Source organism: Azospirillum sp. TSH20 (assembly GCF_003115935.1).
In the GTDB taxonomy this organism is placed as follows: Bacteria; Pseudomonadota; Alphaproteobacteria; order Azospirillales; family Azospirillaceae; genus Azospirillum.
Genome location: NZ_LGQU01000109.1, coordinates 20031 through 38213 on the forward strand (window position 1 = coordinate 20031; position 18183 = coordinate 38213).

At 68.3% G+C, this 18183-nt stretch carries 13 protein-coding genes; 4 read left to right on the forward strand and 9 right to left on the reverse strand.

The window, feature by feature from the left end; translation table 11 throughout:
* Positions 1 to 60: 60 nt before the first annotated feature.
* The 5 genes from recJ to TSH20_RS26395 all read right to left on the reverse strand — a co-directional run bounded on the left by recJ (position 61) and on the right by TSH20_RS26395 (position 7578).
* The gene (recJ, locus tag TSH20_RS26375) at positions 61 to 1857 is read right to left on the reverse strand and encodes a single-stranded-DNA-specific exonuclease RecJ (protein ID WP_109155489.1); all 1797 of its coding nucleotides are present in this window, start codon (positions 1855 to 1857) and stop codon (positions 61 to 63) included.
* Between the two features lie 296 nt (positions 1858 to 2153).
* Positions 2154 to 4205 carry a molybdopterin oxidoreductase family protein gene (locus TSH20_RS26380; RefSeq protein ID WP_109155490.1) on the reverse strand — a complete coding sequence of 684 codons (2052 nt, stop codon included), beginning with the start codon at positions 4203 to 4205 and terminating at the stop codon, positions 2154 to 2156.
* 188 nt (positions 4206 to 4393) lie between these two features.
* Positions 4394 to 5692, reverse strand: coding sequence for a TRAP transporter large permease subunit (locus tag TSH20_RS26385; RefSeq protein ID WP_109155491.1), 1299 nt, complete (start codon positions 5690 to 5692; stop codon positions 4394 to 4396).
* Positions 5689 to 6258, reverse strand: a complete 570-nt coding sequence (locus TSH20_RS26390; RefSeq protein ID WP_199231850.1) for a TRAP transporter small permease — start codon at positions 6256 to 6258, stop codon at positions 5689 to 5691. Before TSH20_RS26390 ends, TSH20_RS26385 begins: the two co-directional genes overlap by 4 nt.
* Before the next feature lie 297 nt (positions 6259 to 6555).
* The gene (locus TSH20_RS26395) at positions 6556 to 7578 is read right to left on the reverse strand and encodes a TRAP transporter substrate-binding protein (RefSeq protein ID WP_109155492.1); all 1023 of its coding nucleotides are present in this window, start codon (positions 7576 to 7578) and stop codon (positions 6556 to 6558) included.
* 177 nt (positions 7579 to 7755) lie between these two features.
* Between TSH20_RS26395 and TSH20_RS26400 the strand changes: the two genes are divergently transcribed.
* The 3 genes from TSH20_RS26400 (at position 7756) to TSH20_RS26410 (ending at position 12396) form a co-directional block, all read left to right on the forward strand.
* On the forward strand, positions 7756 to 9948 hold the full coding sequence (locus TSH20_RS26400; RefSeq protein ID WP_109155493.1) for a PAS domain S-box protein: 2193 nt from the start codon (positions 7756 to 7758) through the stop codon (positions 9946 to 9948).
* A complete protein-coding gene (locus TSH20_RS26405) occupies positions 9945 to 10541 on the forward strand; it encodes a response regulator (RefSeq protein WP_109153252.1) in 597 nt (198 codons plus the stop codon). The genes TSH20_RS26400 and TSH20_RS26405 overlap by 4 nt, the downstream gene beginning before the upstream one ends.
* A 136-nt stretch (positions 10542 to 10677) precedes the next feature.
* Positions 10678 to 12396, forward strand: a complete 1719-nt coding sequence (locus TSH20_RS26410; protein ID WP_109155494.1) for a sensor histidine kinase — start codon at positions 10678 to 10680, stop codon at positions 12394 to 12396.
* Between the two features lie 26 nt (positions 12397 to 12422).
* Here TSH20_RS26410 and TSH20_RS26415 read toward each other — a convergent pair whose 3' ends face one another.
* Positions 12423 to 13727, reverse strand: coding sequence for a pentapeptide repeat-containing protein (locus tag TSH20_RS26415; RefSeq protein ID WP_109153254.1), 1305 nt, complete (start codon positions 13725 to 13727; stop codon positions 12423 to 12425).
* Positions 13728 to 14286: 559 nt separating this feature from the next.
* On the opposite strand from TSH20_RS26415, the gene TSH20_RS26420 reads away from it, so the two are divergent.
* The gene (locus TSH20_RS26420) at positions 14287 to 14937 is read left to right on the forward strand and encodes a DUF882 domain-containing protein (RefSeq protein ID WP_247871097.1); all 651 of its coding nucleotides are present in this window, start codon (positions 14287 to 14289) and stop codon (positions 14935 to 14937) included.
* Positions 14938 to 15033: 96 nt separating this feature from the next.
* On the opposite strand, the gene TSH20_RS26425 is transcribed toward TSH20_RS26420, so the two are convergent.
* The 3 genes from TSH20_RS26425 to TSH20_RS26435 form a co-directional block, all read right to left on the reverse strand.
* Positions 15034 to 15735 carry an endonuclease/exonuclease/phosphatase family protein gene (locus tag TSH20_RS26425; protein ID WP_109155495.1) on the reverse strand — a complete coding sequence of 234 codons (702 nt, stop codon included), beginning with the start codon at positions 15733 to 15735 and terminating at the stop codon, positions 15034 to 15036.
* A 251-nt stretch (positions 15736 to 15986) separates the two neighbouring features.
* Positions 15987 to 16487 carry a DUF934 domain-containing protein gene (locus TSH20_RS26430; protein ID WP_109155496.1) on the reverse strand — a complete coding sequence of 167 codons (501 nt, stop codon included), beginning with the start codon at positions 16485 to 16487 and terminating at the stop codon, positions 15987 to 15989.
* Positions 16474 to 18165: a nitrite/sulfite reductase gene (locus tag TSH20_RS26435; protein ID WP_109155497.1), complete on the reverse strand. Its 1692-nt coding sequence runs from the start codon at positions 18163 to 18165 to the stop codon at positions 16474 to 16476. Before TSH20_RS26435 ends, TSH20_RS26430 begins: the two co-directional genes overlap by 14 nt.
* Positions 18166 to 18183: the final 18 nt, after the last annotated feature.

An 18183-nucleotide genomic window follows, 5' to 3' on the forward strand; every position in this document is an offset into this window, starting at 1 on the left:
CGCTTTTTCGCATTCTCCGATACTTTTTTGCGCCCTGCCCGCCCGGCGTCCTGCGAGCGCTCAGGCGGAGCGCGCCGGGGCGGCATCGTCGATCAACAACTGCACGCCCTCCGATCCATTCCAGCGGTCGATGCGCAGCACGCCGGCGAGGTGGAAGGGCGTGCCTCGGCCGGTCAGCAGCGCCTGCCCCATATCGCTGTCGAGCGCACGGAAGGCGATGGCCTTCAGCCGGGCGCCGTCATTGCCCTGCAGGATGCAGCGGACATGGTTGGCGCCCACCACGTCGGCGCGCACGACGCGGGCATCGGCGATGGCGAACCGCGGTTCGGAGTTGCCGGTGCCGTAGGGGCCGAGCTTGTCGAGCATGGTCACCAAGCCGACGCTGGCGCCGCCGACCGAGAGGGCGCCGTCCAGTTCCAGCGTCGGCACCAGCGGGGCGGATGCCACCTGTTCGGAGATGCGGCTGTGCAGGAAGTCGCGCAGAGCGTCGATCTTGTCGCCTGCCACGGTGAAGCCGGCCGCCATGCGGTGGCCGCCGCCGGCCAGCAGCAGCCCCTCCTGCCGGGCTGCGATCACCGCGGAGCCCAGATCGACGCCGCGAACCGAGCGGCCGGACGCTTTGCCGATGACGGTGCCGTCGGCGGTTTCCTCCAGGGCGACGACACAGGCGGGGCGGCTGTAGCGCTCCTTGAGGCGGGCGGCGACGATGCCGATGACGCCGGGATGCCAGCCGACGCCGGTGACGAAGACCAGATCGGTCTCGCGTCCGGCCTCGGCGGCGACGCGCTCCAGCGCTTCGTCCAGCACCGCCTGCTCGATGGTGCGGCGTTCGGCGTTGTGGCCTTCCAGACGCTGGGCGAGTTCCATCGCCTCGATGGGGTCGTCGGTGGAGAGCAGGCGGGCCCCGAGGTCGGATGCGCCCACCCGGCCGCCCGCATTCACGCGGGGGCCGAGGAGATAGCCGGCATGGTAAGCGTCGGGCTTCTCCTTCACGCCGGCCACGTCGGACAGCGCGGCGAGGCCGGGGTTGGCGCGGCGGGCCATCACCTTCAGCCCCTGCGCCACCAGCGCACGGTTGAGGCCGGTCAGCGGAACCACGTCACACACCGTGCCGAGAGCGACGAGGTCGAGCCATTCCATCAGGTTGGGCTCGGCCCGGTCGCGGTAGAAGCCGGACTGGCGCAGCGCACGGTTGACGGCGACGATGGTGATGAAGGTGACGCCGGCGGCGCAGAGCGTGCGATAGGCGCCGTCCTCGTCCAGCCGGTTGGGGTTGACCAGGGCGACAGCGGGGGGCAGGCGCGGTTCGGCGGCGTGGTGGTCGAGGACGACGACCTCCAGCCCGGCCTCGGCCGCCGCTTCCAGGGCGGCGAAGGCGGAGATGCCGCAATCCACGGTCACCACCAGCCGCACCCCCTCCCCTTTCAGCCGCAGCAGCGCCGCGGCATTCGGGCCGTATCCTTCGGTGATGCGGTCGGGGACATAGACGCGGATGTCGGCGCCGAGCGAGCGGAAGAAACGGCGCAGCAGCGCGGCGGAGGTGGCGCCGTCGACATCGTAGTCGCCGAAGACCGCCACCGACTCGCCGTCGCGGATGGCGCGGGCGATGCGCTCGGCCGCCGGATCCATGTCGCGGAAACGCGAGGGGTCGGGCAGCAGCGCCTTCAGCGTCGGGTTGAGGAAGGTGTCGCAGGTGTCGTCGGTGACGCCGCGGGCGGCAAGCACCCGGCCGACGATCTCCGGCAAGCCACGGCCCTGGGTGAGCGCCTGCGCCTGCCGCTCGTCGCAGGGCCGCGCCTGCCAGCGCTTGCCGGACAGGGAGTTGGCGACGTTGAGGAAGGCGGCGGCTTCGGTCATGGCGGTGCTGCACGGTCGCTGGGATGGGTCCACAGCCATAGCAGACATAGGCGTGCGGCGCACGGGTGGGTGTGGGCAGGGGTGGGATGTCGTCGGCTTCGATTGCCCCCACCTAACCTCCCCCGCTCTCAGCGGACCTGCGGTCCGCCTGCCGCGTCAGCACAAAGCAAAGCTTTGTGCGAGAGCTGTGCGGGGGAGGGACTGCCGCTGCCTTACCGATCACAAGCACTTGCCCCCTCCCCCGCCCAGCGGGGGAGGGTTGGGGTGGGGGTCTAAAGCACCCGCACCCGCGCCACCTACGCCGCCCGCATCCACACCGCCGTGTCATGGAACGCCGCGCCACCCGCCGGCGGGACCGGCTCCGGCGAGGTCAGGCTGTTGATGCCGATGCCCTCGACGAAGGCGCTGTTGGGCCAGATGCCTTCGACGATCACGACGCCGCGCGGCACGCCGGCGAAGGACTTGGCATGGACCAGCACGCTGCCCTGCGGGTTGCCCAACCGCACCGCGTCGCCGTCGGCCAGCCCCAGCCCGGCCGCGTCGTCCGGGTGGATCAGCGCGGTGGGACGGCCTTCGCGGCGCTGGGCGGTCAGCGTCTCGGTGAAGGAGGTGTTGAGGAACTGGCGGGCCGGGGCGGTGACCAGACGGAACGGGTGCTCGGCGTCGGCGTCGCGGCCGGGGGGCATGTGGTCGGGCAGTTCCGGCATGCCGCCATAGGGGCCGAGCGCCGCCCAATCGGGCGCGAAGCGGAACTTGTCGTCGGGATGGGCGAAGCCGTTGAGGAAATGCGAGGTCTCGAAATCGGGCTGGGCGTCGATCCAGCGGTTCTCGGTCAGCGTCGCCGCATCGCCGAGGTCGGACGCCTTCAGCATGGCGTCGATGATCTCCAGCGCGGTCATGCCGAAGCCGGGATGTTCGGCACCGACGCGGCGGGCGATCTCGGAGATCACCCAGTGGTTCTCGCGCGCCTCGAATTGCGGCTCGATCACCTTGCGGCCGATCAGGATGTGCATCTGGCCGCCGCCGCGGTAGATGTCGTCATGCTCCAGGAAGGTGGTGGCGGGGATCACCAGATCGGCCAGCTTGGCCGTGTCGGTCATGAACTGCTCATGCACCGCGACAAACAGATCCTCGCGCAGGAAGCCCTGGCGGACGCGGGTCGAGTCCGGGCAGATCGTCGCCGGGTTGGTGTTCTGGATCAGCATCGCCGTCACCGGCGGGCCGCTGGTCAGGTCACGCGGGTCGCCGGTCAGGACGGCGCCGATGCGCGACTGGTCGAAGCTGCGGACGCCGGTGTCGAGGCGGTCCAACCCCTCCGACAGCGTCTTGTCGAGCTTGTAGATGCCGGACGAGCAGTAGAGCGCGCCGCCGCCCTTGTGCTGCCAGGAACCGGTGACGACCGGCAGGCAGGACACGGCATGGACCTGGGCGGCGCCGTTGTGGGCGCGCGACAGGCCGTAGCCGATGCGCAGGTAGGACCGCTTGGTGGTGCCGTAGAGGCGGGCGAACTCCTCGATCTCCGCCACCGTCAGGCCGGTGATGGACGCCGCCCATTCGGGAGTGCGGGTGGCGAGATGCGCCTCCAGCCGATCGGTGCCGGCGGCGAGGCGGGCCAGATAGGCGCGGTCGGCGTAGCCGTCGCGGAACAGCACATGCATCACCGCACAGGCCAGCGCCCCGTCGGTGCCCGGCCGCAGCATCAGGTGCAGGTCGGAGACCTCGGCCGTGCCGGTGCGGTAGGGGTCGATGGTGACCAGCTTGGCGCCGCGGCCCTTCCGGGCGCGGCTGACATGGGTCATGACGTTGACCTGGGTCGCCACCGGGTTGCCGCCCCAGTTGACGATCAGGTCGCTCTCCGCCATTTCGCGTGGGTCGGCGCCGCGGATGTCGCCATAGCCGGCGAGCCAGCCCATGTTGGCCGGCGTGTCGCACACCGTGCTGGTCTGGCGCGAATAGCCCTTGGCATGGCGCAGGCGCTGGATGGCGCCGCGCTGCACCAGACCCATGGTGCCGGCGTAGAAATAGGGCCAGACGGCCTCGGGGCCGTAGGTGCGCTCGGCGGTCAGGAAGGCATCGGCGATGCGGTCGAGCGCCTCGTCCCAGCCGATCTCCTTCCACTGGCCGGAGCCCTTGGGGCCGCTGCGCAACAGGGGCGTCTTCAGCCGGTCGGGGGAATGCACCCGCTCGGCATAGCGGCTGACTTTCGCGCAGATGACGCCGGCGGTGTAGCTGTTCTCCGCCGCGCCGCGCACCTTGCCGATGCGGTCGGGGGCGAGGCGCTCCACCTCCAGCGCGCAGGTGCTGGGGCAGTCGTGCGGACAGGCGGTGGGGAGGAACTGGGCCGGCAAGGCTAACCTCTGGTCTGGCTGGCGGCGGGAGAAGACCGCAAGTTTAGGCCCGGCCGCGCGTCCGCTTCAATGCACAACAATGTATGGGTACAATAATGAAGGGCCGCGAAGCCCAATTCCGGACTTCGCGGCCCCTGCCGTTTCGACGAGAAAATCCCCTGACGACTTGTGGTTCTACCCTTATCGGTTCACATGGCCCCGATCAGGCGCGGGAACCACAGCGAGATCGCCGGCACATAGGTGACGAGGCCGAGGAAGATCAGCATCGTCAGCAGCCACGGCCACACCGCCACCGTCAGTTCGGTGATGCCCATCTTGGTGATGCCCGACGCGACGTAGAGGTTCAGGCCCACCGGCGGGTGGCACATGCCGACCTCCATGTTCACGATGATCAGGATGCCGAAATGGACCGGGTCGATGCCCAGCGACATCGCCACCGGGAACAGGATCGGCGCCATGATGAGGACGATGGACGACGGCTCCATGAAGTTGCCGGCGGCCAGCAGCACGATGTTCACCACCAGCAGGAAGACCCAGACGCCCAGATGCTGGCTCTGGATCCAGGCGGCCATCGTCTGCGGGATCTGCTCCGACGTCATGACGAAGGAGAAGAGGACCGCGTTGGTGATGATGTAGAGCAGCATCGCCGACATGCTGGCGCTGTCCAGCAGCACCTTCGGCACCCGGCTGAGCGGCATGTCGCGGTAGACGAACACCGCCACGATGAAGGCATAGACCGCGGCCATCGCCGCCGCTTCCGTCGGGGTGAAGACGCCGGTGTAGATGCCGCCCATGACGACGACGATCAGCAGCAGGCCCCAGAAGCTTTCACGGAAGGAGCGCCAGCGCTGGCCGGCCGACGCCTTGGGCAGGCGGGGATAGCCGTACTTGCGGGCGCGGTACCAGGTGGTGAAGCCGAGGAAGGCGGCCAGCATCAGGCCCGGCACCACGCCGGCCAGGAACATCTGGCCGATGGACGGTGCCTGCGGGTGGCCGGTGGTGGCGACACAGTACATCACCATCACGATCGACGGCGGGATCAGGATGCCGAGAGCGCCCGAGGTGGTGACGATGCCGGCGCCGAAATTCTTCGGGAAGCCCTGATTGACCATCGCCGGCAGGATGATGGAGCCGATGGCCACCACCGTCGCCGGGCTGGAGCCCGACACCGCCGCGAACAGGGCGCAGGCGAGAACGCCGGCCAGACCGAGGCCGCCATGCCAATGCCCGACCATCGAGGTGGCGAAGTTGATCATGCGCCGGGCGACGCCGCCGTGGGTCAGGAAGTTGCCGGCCAGGATGAAGAACGGGATCGCCATGATCTCGAACTTCTCGATGCCGGTGAACAGCTTCAGCGCCACCGCCGCGATCGGCACGTCGGTCATGGTGAACAGGAAGGTCAGAACCGTCAGGCCGAGCGAGATGGAGATCGGCATGCCGGTGAGCATGAGGGCCAGCAGCAGCCCGAAGATGATGGCGGCGTTCATGCCGGGCCTCCTTCATTGGCGGCTTCGACCGGGTCGATGCCTTCGACCTGGGCATGATCGTGGTGGGGCAGCTCGCCGGTCCGGATGAAGGTCCAGGCGACCTGGAGGAAGCGGAAGCACATCAGGTAGGAGCCGAGCGGGATCGCCAGATAGATGATCCACATCGGCCATTCCAGGTCGGCCGACACCTGCTCCGTCTCCGACATGTGGTAGACGAAGGTGGCGCCCAGCGTGCCGACGACGCCGGTGAACAGGGCGCCGGCCAGCAGGCCGAAGATGACGAAGCGGCCGCGGATATCCGGCCGCAGCCGGTTGATCACCACGTCCACGCCGACATGGATGCCGGTGCGCACGCCATAGGCGGCGCCGAACTTGGCCATCCACACGAACAGGTAGATGCACAGCTCCTGGGCCCAGGCCAAATTCCAGTGGATGACGTAGTCCTGGATGTAGGGCACGCCGGAAAGATAACGGTGAAGGACGGCCGCGAAGATGACGAGCGTCGCCACCGCCATGAGCGAGGCGATCAGCGTCTCCTCAAGGCGGTCGAGCAGTTTCATGAGCATGTCGGGGGGATCTCCCGGTCGACGGAGATGGTCTGGTGTTTGTTAAGTCTTCCTGCTCCCTGTCGGGGAGCGAGGGAGCGACACTTCCGTCAGCGGTGAATGGCCCTCTCTCCCCCGGGGAGAGGGAGGGGACCCGCCGCGAAGCGGTGGGGAGGGTGAGGGGGCCGGCGCGCGATCCGCGCGCCGCCAAGGGGCATGCTGCCCCTTGGCAATCCCCTGGCACAGGCTCACGCCTGTGCTACCCCCTCACCCTGACCCTCTCCCCAGGGGGGAGAGGGGACCAGCTGACGCCTCAAATCACATCTTGAACCCGGCCGCGGCGGCTTCCTTGTAGATCGCTTCGATCAGGTCCTTGCCGACGCGGGATTCGGCTTCCTTGTGGACCGGCTTCAGAGCCTTGATCCAGGCCTCGCGCTCTTCCTTGGTCTGGGTGTGGAACTCGGTCTTGCCCGACGCCTTCATCTGGGCCAGCGCGACGTCGTTCTCGTTCTGGGCGATGTCGTTGGCGTAGTCGGTCGCCTCCTTCATCGCCTCTTCCAGCTTGCCGCGGAGGTCGGCGGGCAGGCCTTCCCAGAACTTCTTGTTCACGATGACCGCATAGCCGAGATAGCCGTGGTCGGTCAGCGTGGCGTACTTCTGCACCTCGTGCATCTTCTGGGTGTACATGTTCGACGGCGGGTTCTCGGTGCCGTCGACGACGCCGGTCTGCAGCGCCTGGTACACTTCGGAGAAGGCCATCACCTGCGGCAAGGCGCCGAGCGCGCGCATCTGGGCGTCCAGAACCTTGGACGACTGGATGCGCATCTTCAGGCCCTTCACGTCCTCCGGCTTGATGAGCGGCTTGTTGGCGCTCATGATCTTGAAGCCGTTGTCCCAATAGGCCAGCCCGATGATGCCCTTGGATTCCAGCTTCTGGAACAGCTTCTTGCCGATCTCGCCCTTGGTGACGCGCTGCAGGACTTCCTTGCTGGGGAAGATGTAGGGCAGGTCGAAGACCTCGAATTCCTTGGCGCCCAGCGGGCCGAACTTGGCCAGCGACGGGGCCAGCATCTGCACGGCACCCAGCTGCAGCGCCTCAAGCTCTTCCTTGTCCTTGTAGAGCTGGCTGTTCGGATAGACCTCGACCTTGACCTTGCCGGCCGTCAGCTTCTCGGCCAGTTCCTTGAACTTCTCGGCACCCTTGCCCTTCGGCGTCTCCGGCGCGACGACGTGGCTGAACTTGATGACGATCTGGTCCTGGGCCCAGGCCGTCGAAATGGCCATCGGCGCCGCCATCATGCAGCCGACCGCAGCCGCGCACAGGAGCTTCACGAGTTTCATGGGTGCGTCCCCCTTCCGGTGTTGATTGTCGACAGTGCGGATTGTTCCGCCCCGTACTTGTCGCGCATTGTTCATGATCGGACGAATTGCGGCTATTGTGGATATCCGCAGAGTCGGCCTATCCCACTTTCGTCCGGTCCCGCCATCTCCCGCAGCCACACTTTCGTGTCCGTTCCAATGTCGCACCCGCTCCGCACCGGCGCCTCCCCTGCCCGCCCCTCCTTGAGCAATTTCGGGCGGGCGGTGCGGCACGCCATGCCGGTGGTGGCGATGGCCCTGGTCGTGGTGCTGCTGGGCGCCTTCCTGTGGCTGCTTCAGCGCAACGAGCGCGACGAGGAGGCGCTGGCGCTGATCAAGGACGCGCTGTGGGTCGAGCAGAACCTGCATTTCCAACTCGCCTCCGACGAGGACAAGCTGGAAAGGCTGGCGGAGACGCTGGGGCGCACCGAGGTGGACATGCGGCAGTTCGCCGCAATGGCCCGGCTGGTGGTGAACACCAACCCGGCGATCGAACGGGTGCTGTGGCTGGACGCCCAGGGTCGCACCCAACTGGCCGAGCCGCCGCTGCCGGGGAACGGCGCGGCGGCCGGGGAAAATGCGGCCAAGGAAAATGCGGATGGGGACGACAGCCGGCTCGGCGGGCTGAGCCGGACCGACGCCGTGCGCATCGCCCGCTCCTCCGGCCTGCGCGCCCACAGCGCGCCCTATCGGGTCGATGCCGGCAACCATGGCTTCGACGCCGCCTTCCCGCTGTTCCGCGACGGCAAGTTCGCCGGCGCGCTCGTCGGCGTCTTCTCGTTCGAGGCGATGCTGACCCACCATGTCCCCTGGTGGTTCGCCCAGCGCTACCAGCTGGAGGTGATCGACGCGAGGGGGGCGGTCCTGGGGTCGAAGTCGCGGATGTCGGTGCCGGGGTCGATGGCGGGGCCGGCGCCGGACCCGGCGCGCAGCCACGTCATCCCCTTCGACCCGCCCGGCCACGGGCTGGCGCTGGTCGCCACCGCCTATCCCAGCGATTCGAACGTCATGCGCACGGTTCTGGTGGCGGCGATTTTCGCGCTGACCGGATCGGCGCTGTGGAGCCTGTGGTCGCTGCGCCGCCACATCGCCGGCCGGCTGCGCGCCGAGGAGGCGCTGCGCGAGGAGCACGCCTTCCGCAAGGCGATGGAGGACAGCCTGACCGTGGGCATGCGCGCCCGCGATCTGGAAGGGCGCATCACCTACGTCAATCCAGCCTTCTGCAAGATGGTCGGGCTGGAGGCCGAGGATCTGATCGGACGCGGCCCGCCGGCGCCCTACTGGCTGCCGGAGGAGATCGACCAGGCCGAGGCCGCCTTCCAGGACGTGCTGGCCGGCCGCGCGCCGGAGAGCGGGCTGGAGATGCGGTTCCAGCGCCCCAACGGCGAACGCTTCGACGCCCTGATCTACGAGGCGCCGCTGATCGACGCCAACGGGCGCCAGACCGGCTGGATGGGCTCCGTCCTCGACATCACCGAGCGCAAGCGCGCCGAGGAGCTGGCCCGCCAGCAGCAGGAGCGGCTGCAGCAGACCTCGCGCCTGATCACCATGGGCGAGATGGCCTCCACCCTGGCGCATGAGCTGAACCAGCCGCTGTCGGCCATCGCCAGCTATTGCACCGGCTGCCTCAACCGCCTGCGCTCCGACCGCTGCGACAATCAAGAGGTGGCGGCGGCGCTGGAAAAGCTGGCGGCCCAGGCCAAGCGCGCCGGGCTGGTGGTGCGCCGCATCCACGATTTCGTGCGCAAGCGCGATCCGAAGGTCGCCCCCTGCTCGCTGTCCCGCGTGCTGGAGGATTGCGTCGGGCTGGCCGGCAGCGACGCCGCAAGGCTGGGCGTGCGGGTGGAGCTGGACGCCCCGGCCGACCTGCCGCCGGTCACCGGCGACCGCATCCTGCTGCAGCAGGTGGTGCTGAACCTGATGCGCAACGGGATCGAGGCGATGGCTCGCACCCCGCGCGCCGACCGCCGGCTGACCGTCACCGTCAGTCTGGCCGGCGGCGATGACGGCGGACAGGCCGGCGACGGCGAAGGCCGCGTGATGCTGACGGAGATCCGCGATCATGGCTGCGGCATCGCGCCGGATGTCGCCGACCGGCTCTTTTCCCCTTTCTTCACCACCAAGCGCGAAGGTATGGGCATGGGCCTGAACATCTGCCGCTCCATCGTCGAGCACCACCGCGGCCGGTTGTGGTTCGAGGCGATGGCGGACGGGGACGGCCCGGAGGCGGTCCCCGCGGGAACGCGCTTCCTGTTCACCCTGCCCGTTCACGCCCAGGCTGCGGACCGTCTTCCCGACCGCACCGCCCCAGACAACACCTCTCAAGACAACACCACCGAGGCCGCCGAATGACCACGCTCCACATCGTCGACGACGACGAGGCCATCCGCGACGCGCTCGGCTGGCTGTTCCAGTCGCGCAACGTCCCGGTGGCCGGCTGGCCGTCCGCCGAAGCCTTTCTGGAGGCATGGCGTCCGGACACCGCCGGCTGCCTGCTGCTGGACATCCGCATGGAGGGGATGAGCGGGCTGGAGCTGTTCGACCGGCTGCTCGCCAAGGGCTGCCGCATGCCGGTGATCTTCCTGACCGGCCACGGCGACGTGCCGATCGCCGTCGGCGCCCTGAAGAAGGGAGCCCGCGATTTCGTGGAGAAGCCCTTCAACGACAACGAGCTGGTCGACCGGGTGATCGACGCGCTGGCCTTCGATGCCGAACAGCGCGAGCGCGAGGCGGGACAGGCGGGGCTGACGGCCCGGCTGGCCACCCTGACCCAGCGCGAGCGGCAGGTGATGGAGCTGGTCGTCGCCGGGCGGCTGAACAAGGTCATCGCCGACGAACTGGGCATCAGCATGCGGACGGTGGAGGTCCACCGCAGCCATGTGTTCGAGAAGATGCGGGTGAAGACGGCGGTCGAACTGACCCGGCTGCTGACCGGCGCGTCCTGAACGGCGCCTCCCGAACAGCTGGGCCCGATTGGGGGAAACCCGCGAAGACGCGGACGTCACTGGAGTCGGTGCGGATCCCGTACTACTCTGCCCTGCCACTCCGGTGGTTTTACGCAGTGGTTTGGAGCATCGGCGGTTGCGTTTTCGGTTACCCAGTTCCCTGCTCGCCATCGGTCTGGCCGTGGTCGCGCCCCTGCTGCTGTTCGGCGCCGTTCTGGTCTGGCAGCTGGACATGCGCGAACGGGCGGAGACGGAGGACGCGCTGCAATCGGTGGCGCAGTCGCTGTCGCTGTCGGCCGACCGCGAACTGGCCAGCCAGCTGCGGCCGCTGGAACTGCTGGCATCGCTGCTTCAGCCCAATGTCGACGATCTGAGGACCTTGTACCAGGAGACGACCACCGCCACCCACAGCCAACCGGGCTGGCTGGCGATGGGGCTGATCGACGCCGACACCGGGCGCTTCGTCTTCCACACCCATTACCCGCTGGGGGTCCAGCCGCTACCGCCGCCGCGGCTGGACGAGGTCACCCGACACGTCATCGAAAGCCGCCGCGCGGTGATCGGCGGCGTGCTGCCGCCGGGTGGGCCGCCGGGCCGTCCGTCGCTGATCCTGCGCGCGCCGATCATGCAGTTCGACCCCGTGCGCCAAACCGACCGGGTGCGGTATATCCTGTCGCTGGCCGTCGGGCTGGAGGGGCTGAGCGGCGCATTGCGAACCCGCGACACCCCGCCGGAATGGACGGTCACGGTCATCGACCCGACCATGCTGATCGCCGCCCGCTCCCACAACGCCGCCGCCTATCTGGGCCAGAAGACCTATGCGGCGCTGGAGGCGCGAATCCGGACCGGCAGCAACCGCATGTTCCTCGGCAGGACCAAGGATGGGGTGGAGGTCCATGCCGTCATCCACCGCTCCCCGGAAACCGGCTGGTCGGTGGTGCTGGGCGTGCCCTCGGATATCGTGCAGCGGGAGCTGAACGCCACCCGGATGACGGTGGTCGGCGGCGGCGCCCTGGCCTGCGCGGCGACGCTGATGCTGGCCCTGCTGGTGACGCGCGCCTTTCGCCGCCGCCGCAGCGCCGAGGAGGAGGTGCGCCGCGCCCGCGAGGCGGTGCTGATCGAACAGCGCCGCCGGCTGGAATCGGAAAAGGAGCATGCCGAGGCGGCCAACCGGGCCAAGAGCGACTTCCTGGCCAACATGAGCCACGAGCTGAGAACGCCGCTGAACGCCATCATCGGCTTCGCCGAGGCGCTGATGACCGGCATCTTCGGCGCCGCCCCGCCCAAACATGTCGAGTATCTGTCCGCGATCCACCAGTCCGGCCGCCACCTGCTGGACCTCGTCAACGAATTGCTGGACATGGCCAAGATCGAAGCCGGCCGGCTGGAGCTGTTCCCGGCCAACGTCGCGCTGGACGAGCTGCTGGACGACTGCCTGGGGCTGGTGGAGGCGCTGGCCCTGCGCAAGGGCGTGACCCTGACCGGCGGCGCCATCGCGAAGAACCTGCGGGTCACGGTGGATGGCGTGCGCATGCGTCAGGCGGTGCTGAACGTCCTGTCCAATGCCATCAAGTTCACCCCGCCGGGCGGCGCCGTGCGGGTGGAGGCGGCCCCCGGCTCCGACGGCACGGGCGCGGTCATCGTGATCGCCGACACCGGCGTCGGCATGACCGCGGACGAGCTGCTGATCGCGATGGAGCCGTTCCGTCAGGTCCACAATTACCTGACCAAGGCGGAGGCCGGAACCGGGCTGGGCCTGCCGCTGGCCCGCCGATTCATCGAGGCCCATGGCGGCAGCCTGACCCTGGACAGCAGCCCCGGCGTCGGCACCGCGGTGACGATCAGGCTGCCGTAGGGACAGGCTGCCGTTGAGGGAGTGCCTCAACCCCGGCGGGGCGGGCGTCCGGGAAGCATCGCGCGCTGCAGCTTGGCGCCGGCAAGGTCGGCGCCGTCCATGTCGGCGCTGTCGAGGTTCGCGTCGGACAGGTTGGCCTGCACCAGACAGGTGCCGACCATCAGGGCGCCGCGCAGGTCGGCCCCCATCAGGTTGGCGGCCCAGGAGCGGCCGGTGGGGCGGCCCGAGGGATCCTTGATCGCCGCCGGACCCAGCCGAACCCGCGTCAGGTCGGCGCCGGTCAGCACGGCATAGCTGAGGTTGGCGCCCGACAGGTCGGCGCCCATCAGGTTGGCGCCCTCCAGATTGGCGCCGGACAGGTCGGTCATCATCAGCCGGGCGCCGGTCAGCGCCGCCGCCGACAGGTTCGCCCCGCGCAGGCTTGCGGCGCTGAGATTGACGTTGCGCAGGTCGGCGCGGCTGAGGTCGGTGCCGTCGAGGTCGGCCCTCTGGCCGCGCTGGCCGAAGCTGTCGATCCAGCGTTCATGGTCGAAGATGGCGCGCTGGATCTCCGACCCCATGCTGTCGATGGGGCGGGTCATCTGCGCGGTGGCGATCCGGGTGGAGGACAGGTCGCAGTCGGCCATCCGCGTGCCGACCATGTCGGCCTTGTCGAAGCGGGTGCCGTCCAGCGCCGCGCCCGACAGGTTGGCGCCGTTCAGCCGCGCCCCCGTCAGGTCCGCCCCGTTCAGCACCGCCCCCGACAGGTCGGCGTTCTGCAGCACCGCGCCGCTGAGGTCGGCGTCCGCCAGATTGGCGCCGCGCAGCACCGCGCCGGTCAGGTCGGTGGGAATGCCGCCTTCCGCTGTCAGGCCGTTCTGCAGGCGGGCCAGGGCCGCCTTGTGGATCTGGCGGGCGCTTTCGGCGTCCTGCGCATCGGGGCCGGCGCCGCGCCGCGCGGTGCCGCCCGGTTCCAGCGTGCCGGCGCGCAGGTCGGCGCCCTTCAGGTTGGCATTGGAGAAGTCGGCCGCGCGCAGCCGCGCGCCGCGCAGATCGGTCTGCATCAGGTTGGCGCGGCTGATGTCCGCATCGCGCAGATCGACGCCGAACAGGTCTGCGCCGGCCAGATTGGTGCCGTTCAGCCGCCCGCGCGCCAACCGCGCACCGACCAGACGTGCGCCGCGCAGGTCACGCTGCGACAGGTCCGCACCCTCCAGGTCGGCCATGGCGAGGTTGGCACGGGCACCGCCCGGCTGGCCCTTGATCCAGCGGGCATGCCGATCCAGCACCTCGGCCAGTTGGTCGGGCCGGAAGAAGGACACGGTCGAGGCGGTCGGTGAGGTGGTTGGCACGGACAAGTTGTCGCCGTGAAAATGGTTACATCGCGACAATCATGCGATTCATTCCTTACCGAAGGCTGAATGAATCCCCCTTTTGCGCACTCCCTTTCGGGGGATGCGCTTCGGCCGCCCGCCGCTATGGCTCCTCGCCGATGCGGCGTCAGGGTCCGGCGGGACGGATATGGAAAACAGACGCTTGGCCTAGGCGCGGCAATAGGCCCCTCCCTGTTTCTGCCGGTGATGATACGGCATTGGTCCCGAGTCGCGCACGTTACGGTTCTGTAATCGAACCACCTGCGAACGAGTCGCGAACAGCTTCGACTCGGCTGCTGGGACGGCGGGCGGGCGAGTCGGCGGAAACCCTGGAGTCACCGAAAAACCGGCATCGGTTAAGCAATGGTTTCTTGACAGAAAAGGCCACGGGCATCCTAAAAGTGTCCCACCTTTCGGAATAACGCACCGCAGCGCGCCTTGACCTTAGCCAGGGTGTGACTTTGGCCGTAACCGGAACGATGGGCTCCAGAGGACGGATCCCGGGTGCCGGAGCGGAAAAACGGGATATGAAGGAAGAATGATGAAGGATGCGGACGCCCGGTCGATCATGACCGCACGCCCGAGCGCTGGCGAGAGCCACGCCACCGAACGCCATCATCCTGATCGCTGCCATCTCGATCGCCGCCATCTTCTGCGCGCCGGCCTGGGGCTGGCGGCGGCGGCATCAGCCGGGGGAACCCTGTTCAGCAGCGAAGAGGCGGAGGCCGCCGCCCTGCGCGCCCCGCCGCGGGTGCTGTCCCTGGTGAACCTGCACACCGGCGAGAAGCTCAACGCCGAATACTGGTCGAGGGGCCGCTACGTGCGCGACGCGATGCGCGCGGTCAACCATCTGCTGCGCGACCACCGCAACAACTCGGTGCACGCCATCGACCCGAAGCTGCTGGATCTGGTCCATGCGCTGAGCCGCAAGCTCGGCCGCCGCGGCCCAATCGAGATCGTCTCCGGCTACCGCTCGCCGGAGACCAACGCGATGCTGCGCGAGGCCGACCACAGCGGCGTCGCCCAGAACAGCTTCCACATGCGCGGCATGGCCATCGACCTGCGGGTGCCGAACATGGCCACCCGGCATCTGCAGCGGGCGGCGCTGAGCCTGCGCGGCGGCGGTGTCGGCTATTACCCCGACAGCAACTTCGTCCATGTCGACGTCGGCCCGCTGCGCCACTGGTGAGCGCTATCCGACACGGAGATCCACGTCGAAGGCCCCGGACGCCCATCCGGGGCCTTCGACGTTTCGGGGGCGACGTTTCAGGCTCCCCGTCCTGGATCAGGCGACGCGGAATCCGATCGGCGTGTGGTCGATGACGTCCCAGTCCGCCCAGTCATGGGTCGCCGATGCCGCGCGGGCATAGCCGTCGATGCCGGCGAGCCAGGCATAATCGATCACACGCCCCAGCCGATGGGTTTTCGACAGCGCCTGCGCCGCGTTCGAGGCCTTGCAGGGCACGCGGAGGGTCCAGCCTTTGGTGTAGGCCGAATCGAACACACTCCACTTGTCGACGGCATAGTTCATGTCGCCCAGCAGGATCGCGCCCCTGCGCTTGTGGGTGGACGCGGTGCCGCCGAGATGGGCCAGCATGTCCAGGATCTCCTCCTTGGACGGCTCTCCCTGCGTGGCGATGGTGTGGCAGGCGCCGACCAGGATGTCGCCGGTATCGATGAAGATCAGCGGGCGCTTGCCGTCGCCGACCGCCATGGCCTCCACCTTCACGCCCTTGGACAGGACCATGAAGGAACAGGGGCTGACGCCTCCCTTCTTGTTGGCCACCGGCACGAACTGGCACCACATGTTGGTCGATTTCATCTCCTTCACCAGCGCCGGACCGTTCTGCGTCACCTCCGCCAGAACGATGAGGTCGAAGCGCTTCGCCATCTCGTCGACCCAGGCGGCCATCAGGCCATAGCGGGCGGCGGCGTCCGACGTACCCCAGGACGAGGCGCGCTGAATGTTCCAGAACGCGATATCCATGAAGCCCCTCTGTCTTCCCTGTTCCCGGCTCCGTTCGCCGTCGGCCGGCCGCTTGCGGGTCCGGCGCGGACGATCGAGCCATGCACGGGTTGGAGGGTATCGGCACAATCAGAGCAACGCAAACGCGACAAGCCTCACCAGACCTCACGCATTGCGGAAATCCGTTCGCCGTCGGTCGGACATGAAAAAGGCGCCGTCCCGGGAGACGGCGCCTTGCAGGCATCCCTATGCCGGCCCTATGCCGGACCGCCCTACCCCACCTTCAGCTTGCGGCGCAGCAGAGACAGCGGCGCGGTGTCGTCCAGGCTTGGCTGGAAGGCGACGGTGACCTCGGTCAGGGCGTTGGCCCAGCTGTCCGGGTTGGTGCCTTCCGGCGCCTCGACCGAGGTGAAGCCGGTGCGGACCAGATAGAGATACTGGTCGGGGATGACATGGCCGACCGCGCGGATCTCACCGGTGTAGCCGTAGCGCTCCCGCAGCTCGCGCGCGGTCGAGAAGCCGCGGCCGTCGCGGAACTTGGGGAACTCCACCGCCACCAGGGAGAAGCGGTCGAGGTCGGCGGCAATGGCGCCCGCCAGCGTGCCGCTCTTCAGACGCACGCCCAGCCGGGCGTTGCGGCCCTCGAAGCTGTCACGCTCCGCCTGCCAGCGCTCGAAGCTGATGATCACCGGGCGGTCGTTCGGCACCGGCTCCCCGTCGGGGATGAAGCTCCAGGCATCCTCGCCGATGCGCCCATTCTCAATCAGCGGCATAGATTCTCTCCTTGAACGGGGCATGGCCGACGCGCTTGAGCGTGTCGATGAAGCGCTCGCTCTCGTCCGACCGGTTGGCGAGATAGACGTCGACGATCGCCTCGATGGCGTCCACCGCTTCGGTCTCCGTCACCGCCGGGCCGAGGATGTCGCCGATGGCCGTGGTCAGCGTCGGGTCGCCGCCGACGGTGATCTGGTAATACTCGGTGCCCTTCTTGTCGACGCCGAGGATGCCGATGGCGCCGACATGGTGATGGCCGCAGGCGTTGATGCAGCCGCTGATCTTGATGCCGAGTTCACCGATGGTGCGCTGGCGTACCGGATCGGCGAAGCGGGCCGAGATCGCCTGCGCCAGCGGGATCGAGCGAGCATTGGCCAGCGCGCAGTAATCCAGCCCCGGGCAGGCGATGATGTCGCCGATTAGCCCGGCATTGGCGCTGCCAAGACCGGCGGCGTCCAGCTGCTTCCACAGATCGTACAGCTCGTCCTTCTTCATATGCGCCAGGACGAGGTTCTGGACATGGGTGACGCGCAGCTCGCCGAAGCTGTGACGCTCGGCCAGATCGGCGACGAGGTCCATCTGGTCGCAGGTGGCGTCGCCGGGGATGCCACCGGCCGGCTTCAGCGAGATGGTGGCGATGGCATAGCCGGGCGCCTTGTGCTCCGCGACATTGACCGCCAGCCAGTTGGCGAAGGCCGGGTCGGCCGCACGGGCGCGCTCCAGCGCTTCGGAGTGGTCGGGCAGTTCCTCGAACGGCGGCGGGGCGAAATGCTTGCGGATCGACTCGACGATCTCCGGGTCCAGGCGGTATTTGGGGCCGCGCAGACGGGCGAACTCCTCCTCCACCTCCTGGGTGAACTTCTCCAGCCCCAGCTCGTGGACAAGGATCTTGATACGGGCCTTATAGATGTTGTCGCGGCGGCCATACTGGTTGTAGACGCGCAGGATCGCTTCCAGGTAGGCGACGAAATCCTCCTGGGCCACCCACTCGCGCACCAGCTTGCCAACGAAGGGCGAGCGGCCGAGACCGCCGCCGACATAGAAGGAGAAGCCGGCCTCCCCCTTGTCGTTGCGGCGCGCCACCAGACCGACGTCGTGGATGCGCACCGCCGCGCGGTCGCTCTCGGCGCCGGAGATGGCGATCTTGAACTTGCGCGGCAGATAGGTGAACTCCGGGTGCATCGTCGTCCACTGCCGCAGGATCTCGGCATAGACGCGGCCGTCCACCACCTCGTCGCGCGCAGCGCCGACGAAGGGGTCGGTGGTGACGTTGCGCACGCAGTTGCCGCTGGTCTGCAGCGCGTGCATGTCCACGTCGGCCAGTTCGTTCAGGATCGCCGGGGTGTCCTCCAGCCTGATCCAGTTGTATTGCAGGTTCTGGCGGGTGGTGAAATGGCCGTAGCCGCGGTCGTACTTGCGCCCGATGGCCGACAGCTTGCGCAGCTGGGTGGCCGACATCACGCCATAGGGCACGGCGATGCGCAGCATGTAGGCGTGAAGCTGGAGATAGAGGCCGTTCATCAGCCGGATCGGCTTGAACTCCTCTTCCGACAGCTCGCCCGACAAGCGGCGGTCGACCTGTTTGCGGAACTGCTCGACGCGCTCGGCGACGAACTGCCGGTCGATTTCGTCGTAATGATAGATGCCGGCACGGGCGCCGGGCGCGATGTGGTTCATGTCGATAAGCCCTCAGGG

Bases quoted from the DNA above. Each gene is read 5' to 3' on its own strand.
- recJ (WP_109155489.1), bottom strand. From the start codon at position 1,857: ATGACCGAAGCCGCCGCCTTCCTCAACGTCGCCAACTCCCTGTCCGGC.
- TSH20_RS26385 (WP_109155491.1), bottom strand. From the start codon at position 5,692: ATGAACGCCGCCATCATCTTCGGGCTGCTGCTGGCCCTCATGCTCACC.
- TSH20_RS26390 (WP_199231850.1), bottom strand. From the start codon at position 6,258: ATGCTCATGAAACTGCTCGACCGCCTTGAGGAGACGCTGATCGCCTCG.
- TSH20_RS26395 (WP_109155492.1), bottom strand. From the start codon at position 7,578: ATGAAACTCGTGAAGCTCCTGTGCGCGGCTGCGGTCGGCTGCATGATG.
- TSH20_RS26400 (WP_109155493.1), top strand. From the start codon at position 7,756: ATGTCGCACCCGCTCCGCACCGGCGCCTCCCCTGCCCGCCCCTCCTTG.
- TSH20_RS26405 (WP_109153252.1), top strand. From the start codon at position 9,945: ATGACCACGCTCCACATCGTCGACGACGACGAGGCCATCCGCGACGCG.
- TSH20_RS26420 (WP_247871097.1), top strand. From the start codon at position 14,287: ATGATGAAGGATGCGGACGCCCGGTCGATCATGACCGCACGCCCGAGC.
- TSH20_RS26425 (WP_109155495.1), bottom strand. From the start codon at position 15,735: ATGGATATCGCGTTCTGGAACATTCAGCGCGCCTCGTCCTGGGGTACG.
- TSH20_RS26430 (WP_109155496.1), bottom strand. From the start codon at position 16,487: ATGCCGCTGATTGAGAATGGGCGCATCGGCGAGGATGCCTGGAGCTTC.
- TSH20_RS26435 (WP_109155497.1), bottom strand. From the start codon at position 18,165: ATGAACCACATCGCGCCCGGCGCCCGTGCCGGCATCTATCATTACGAC.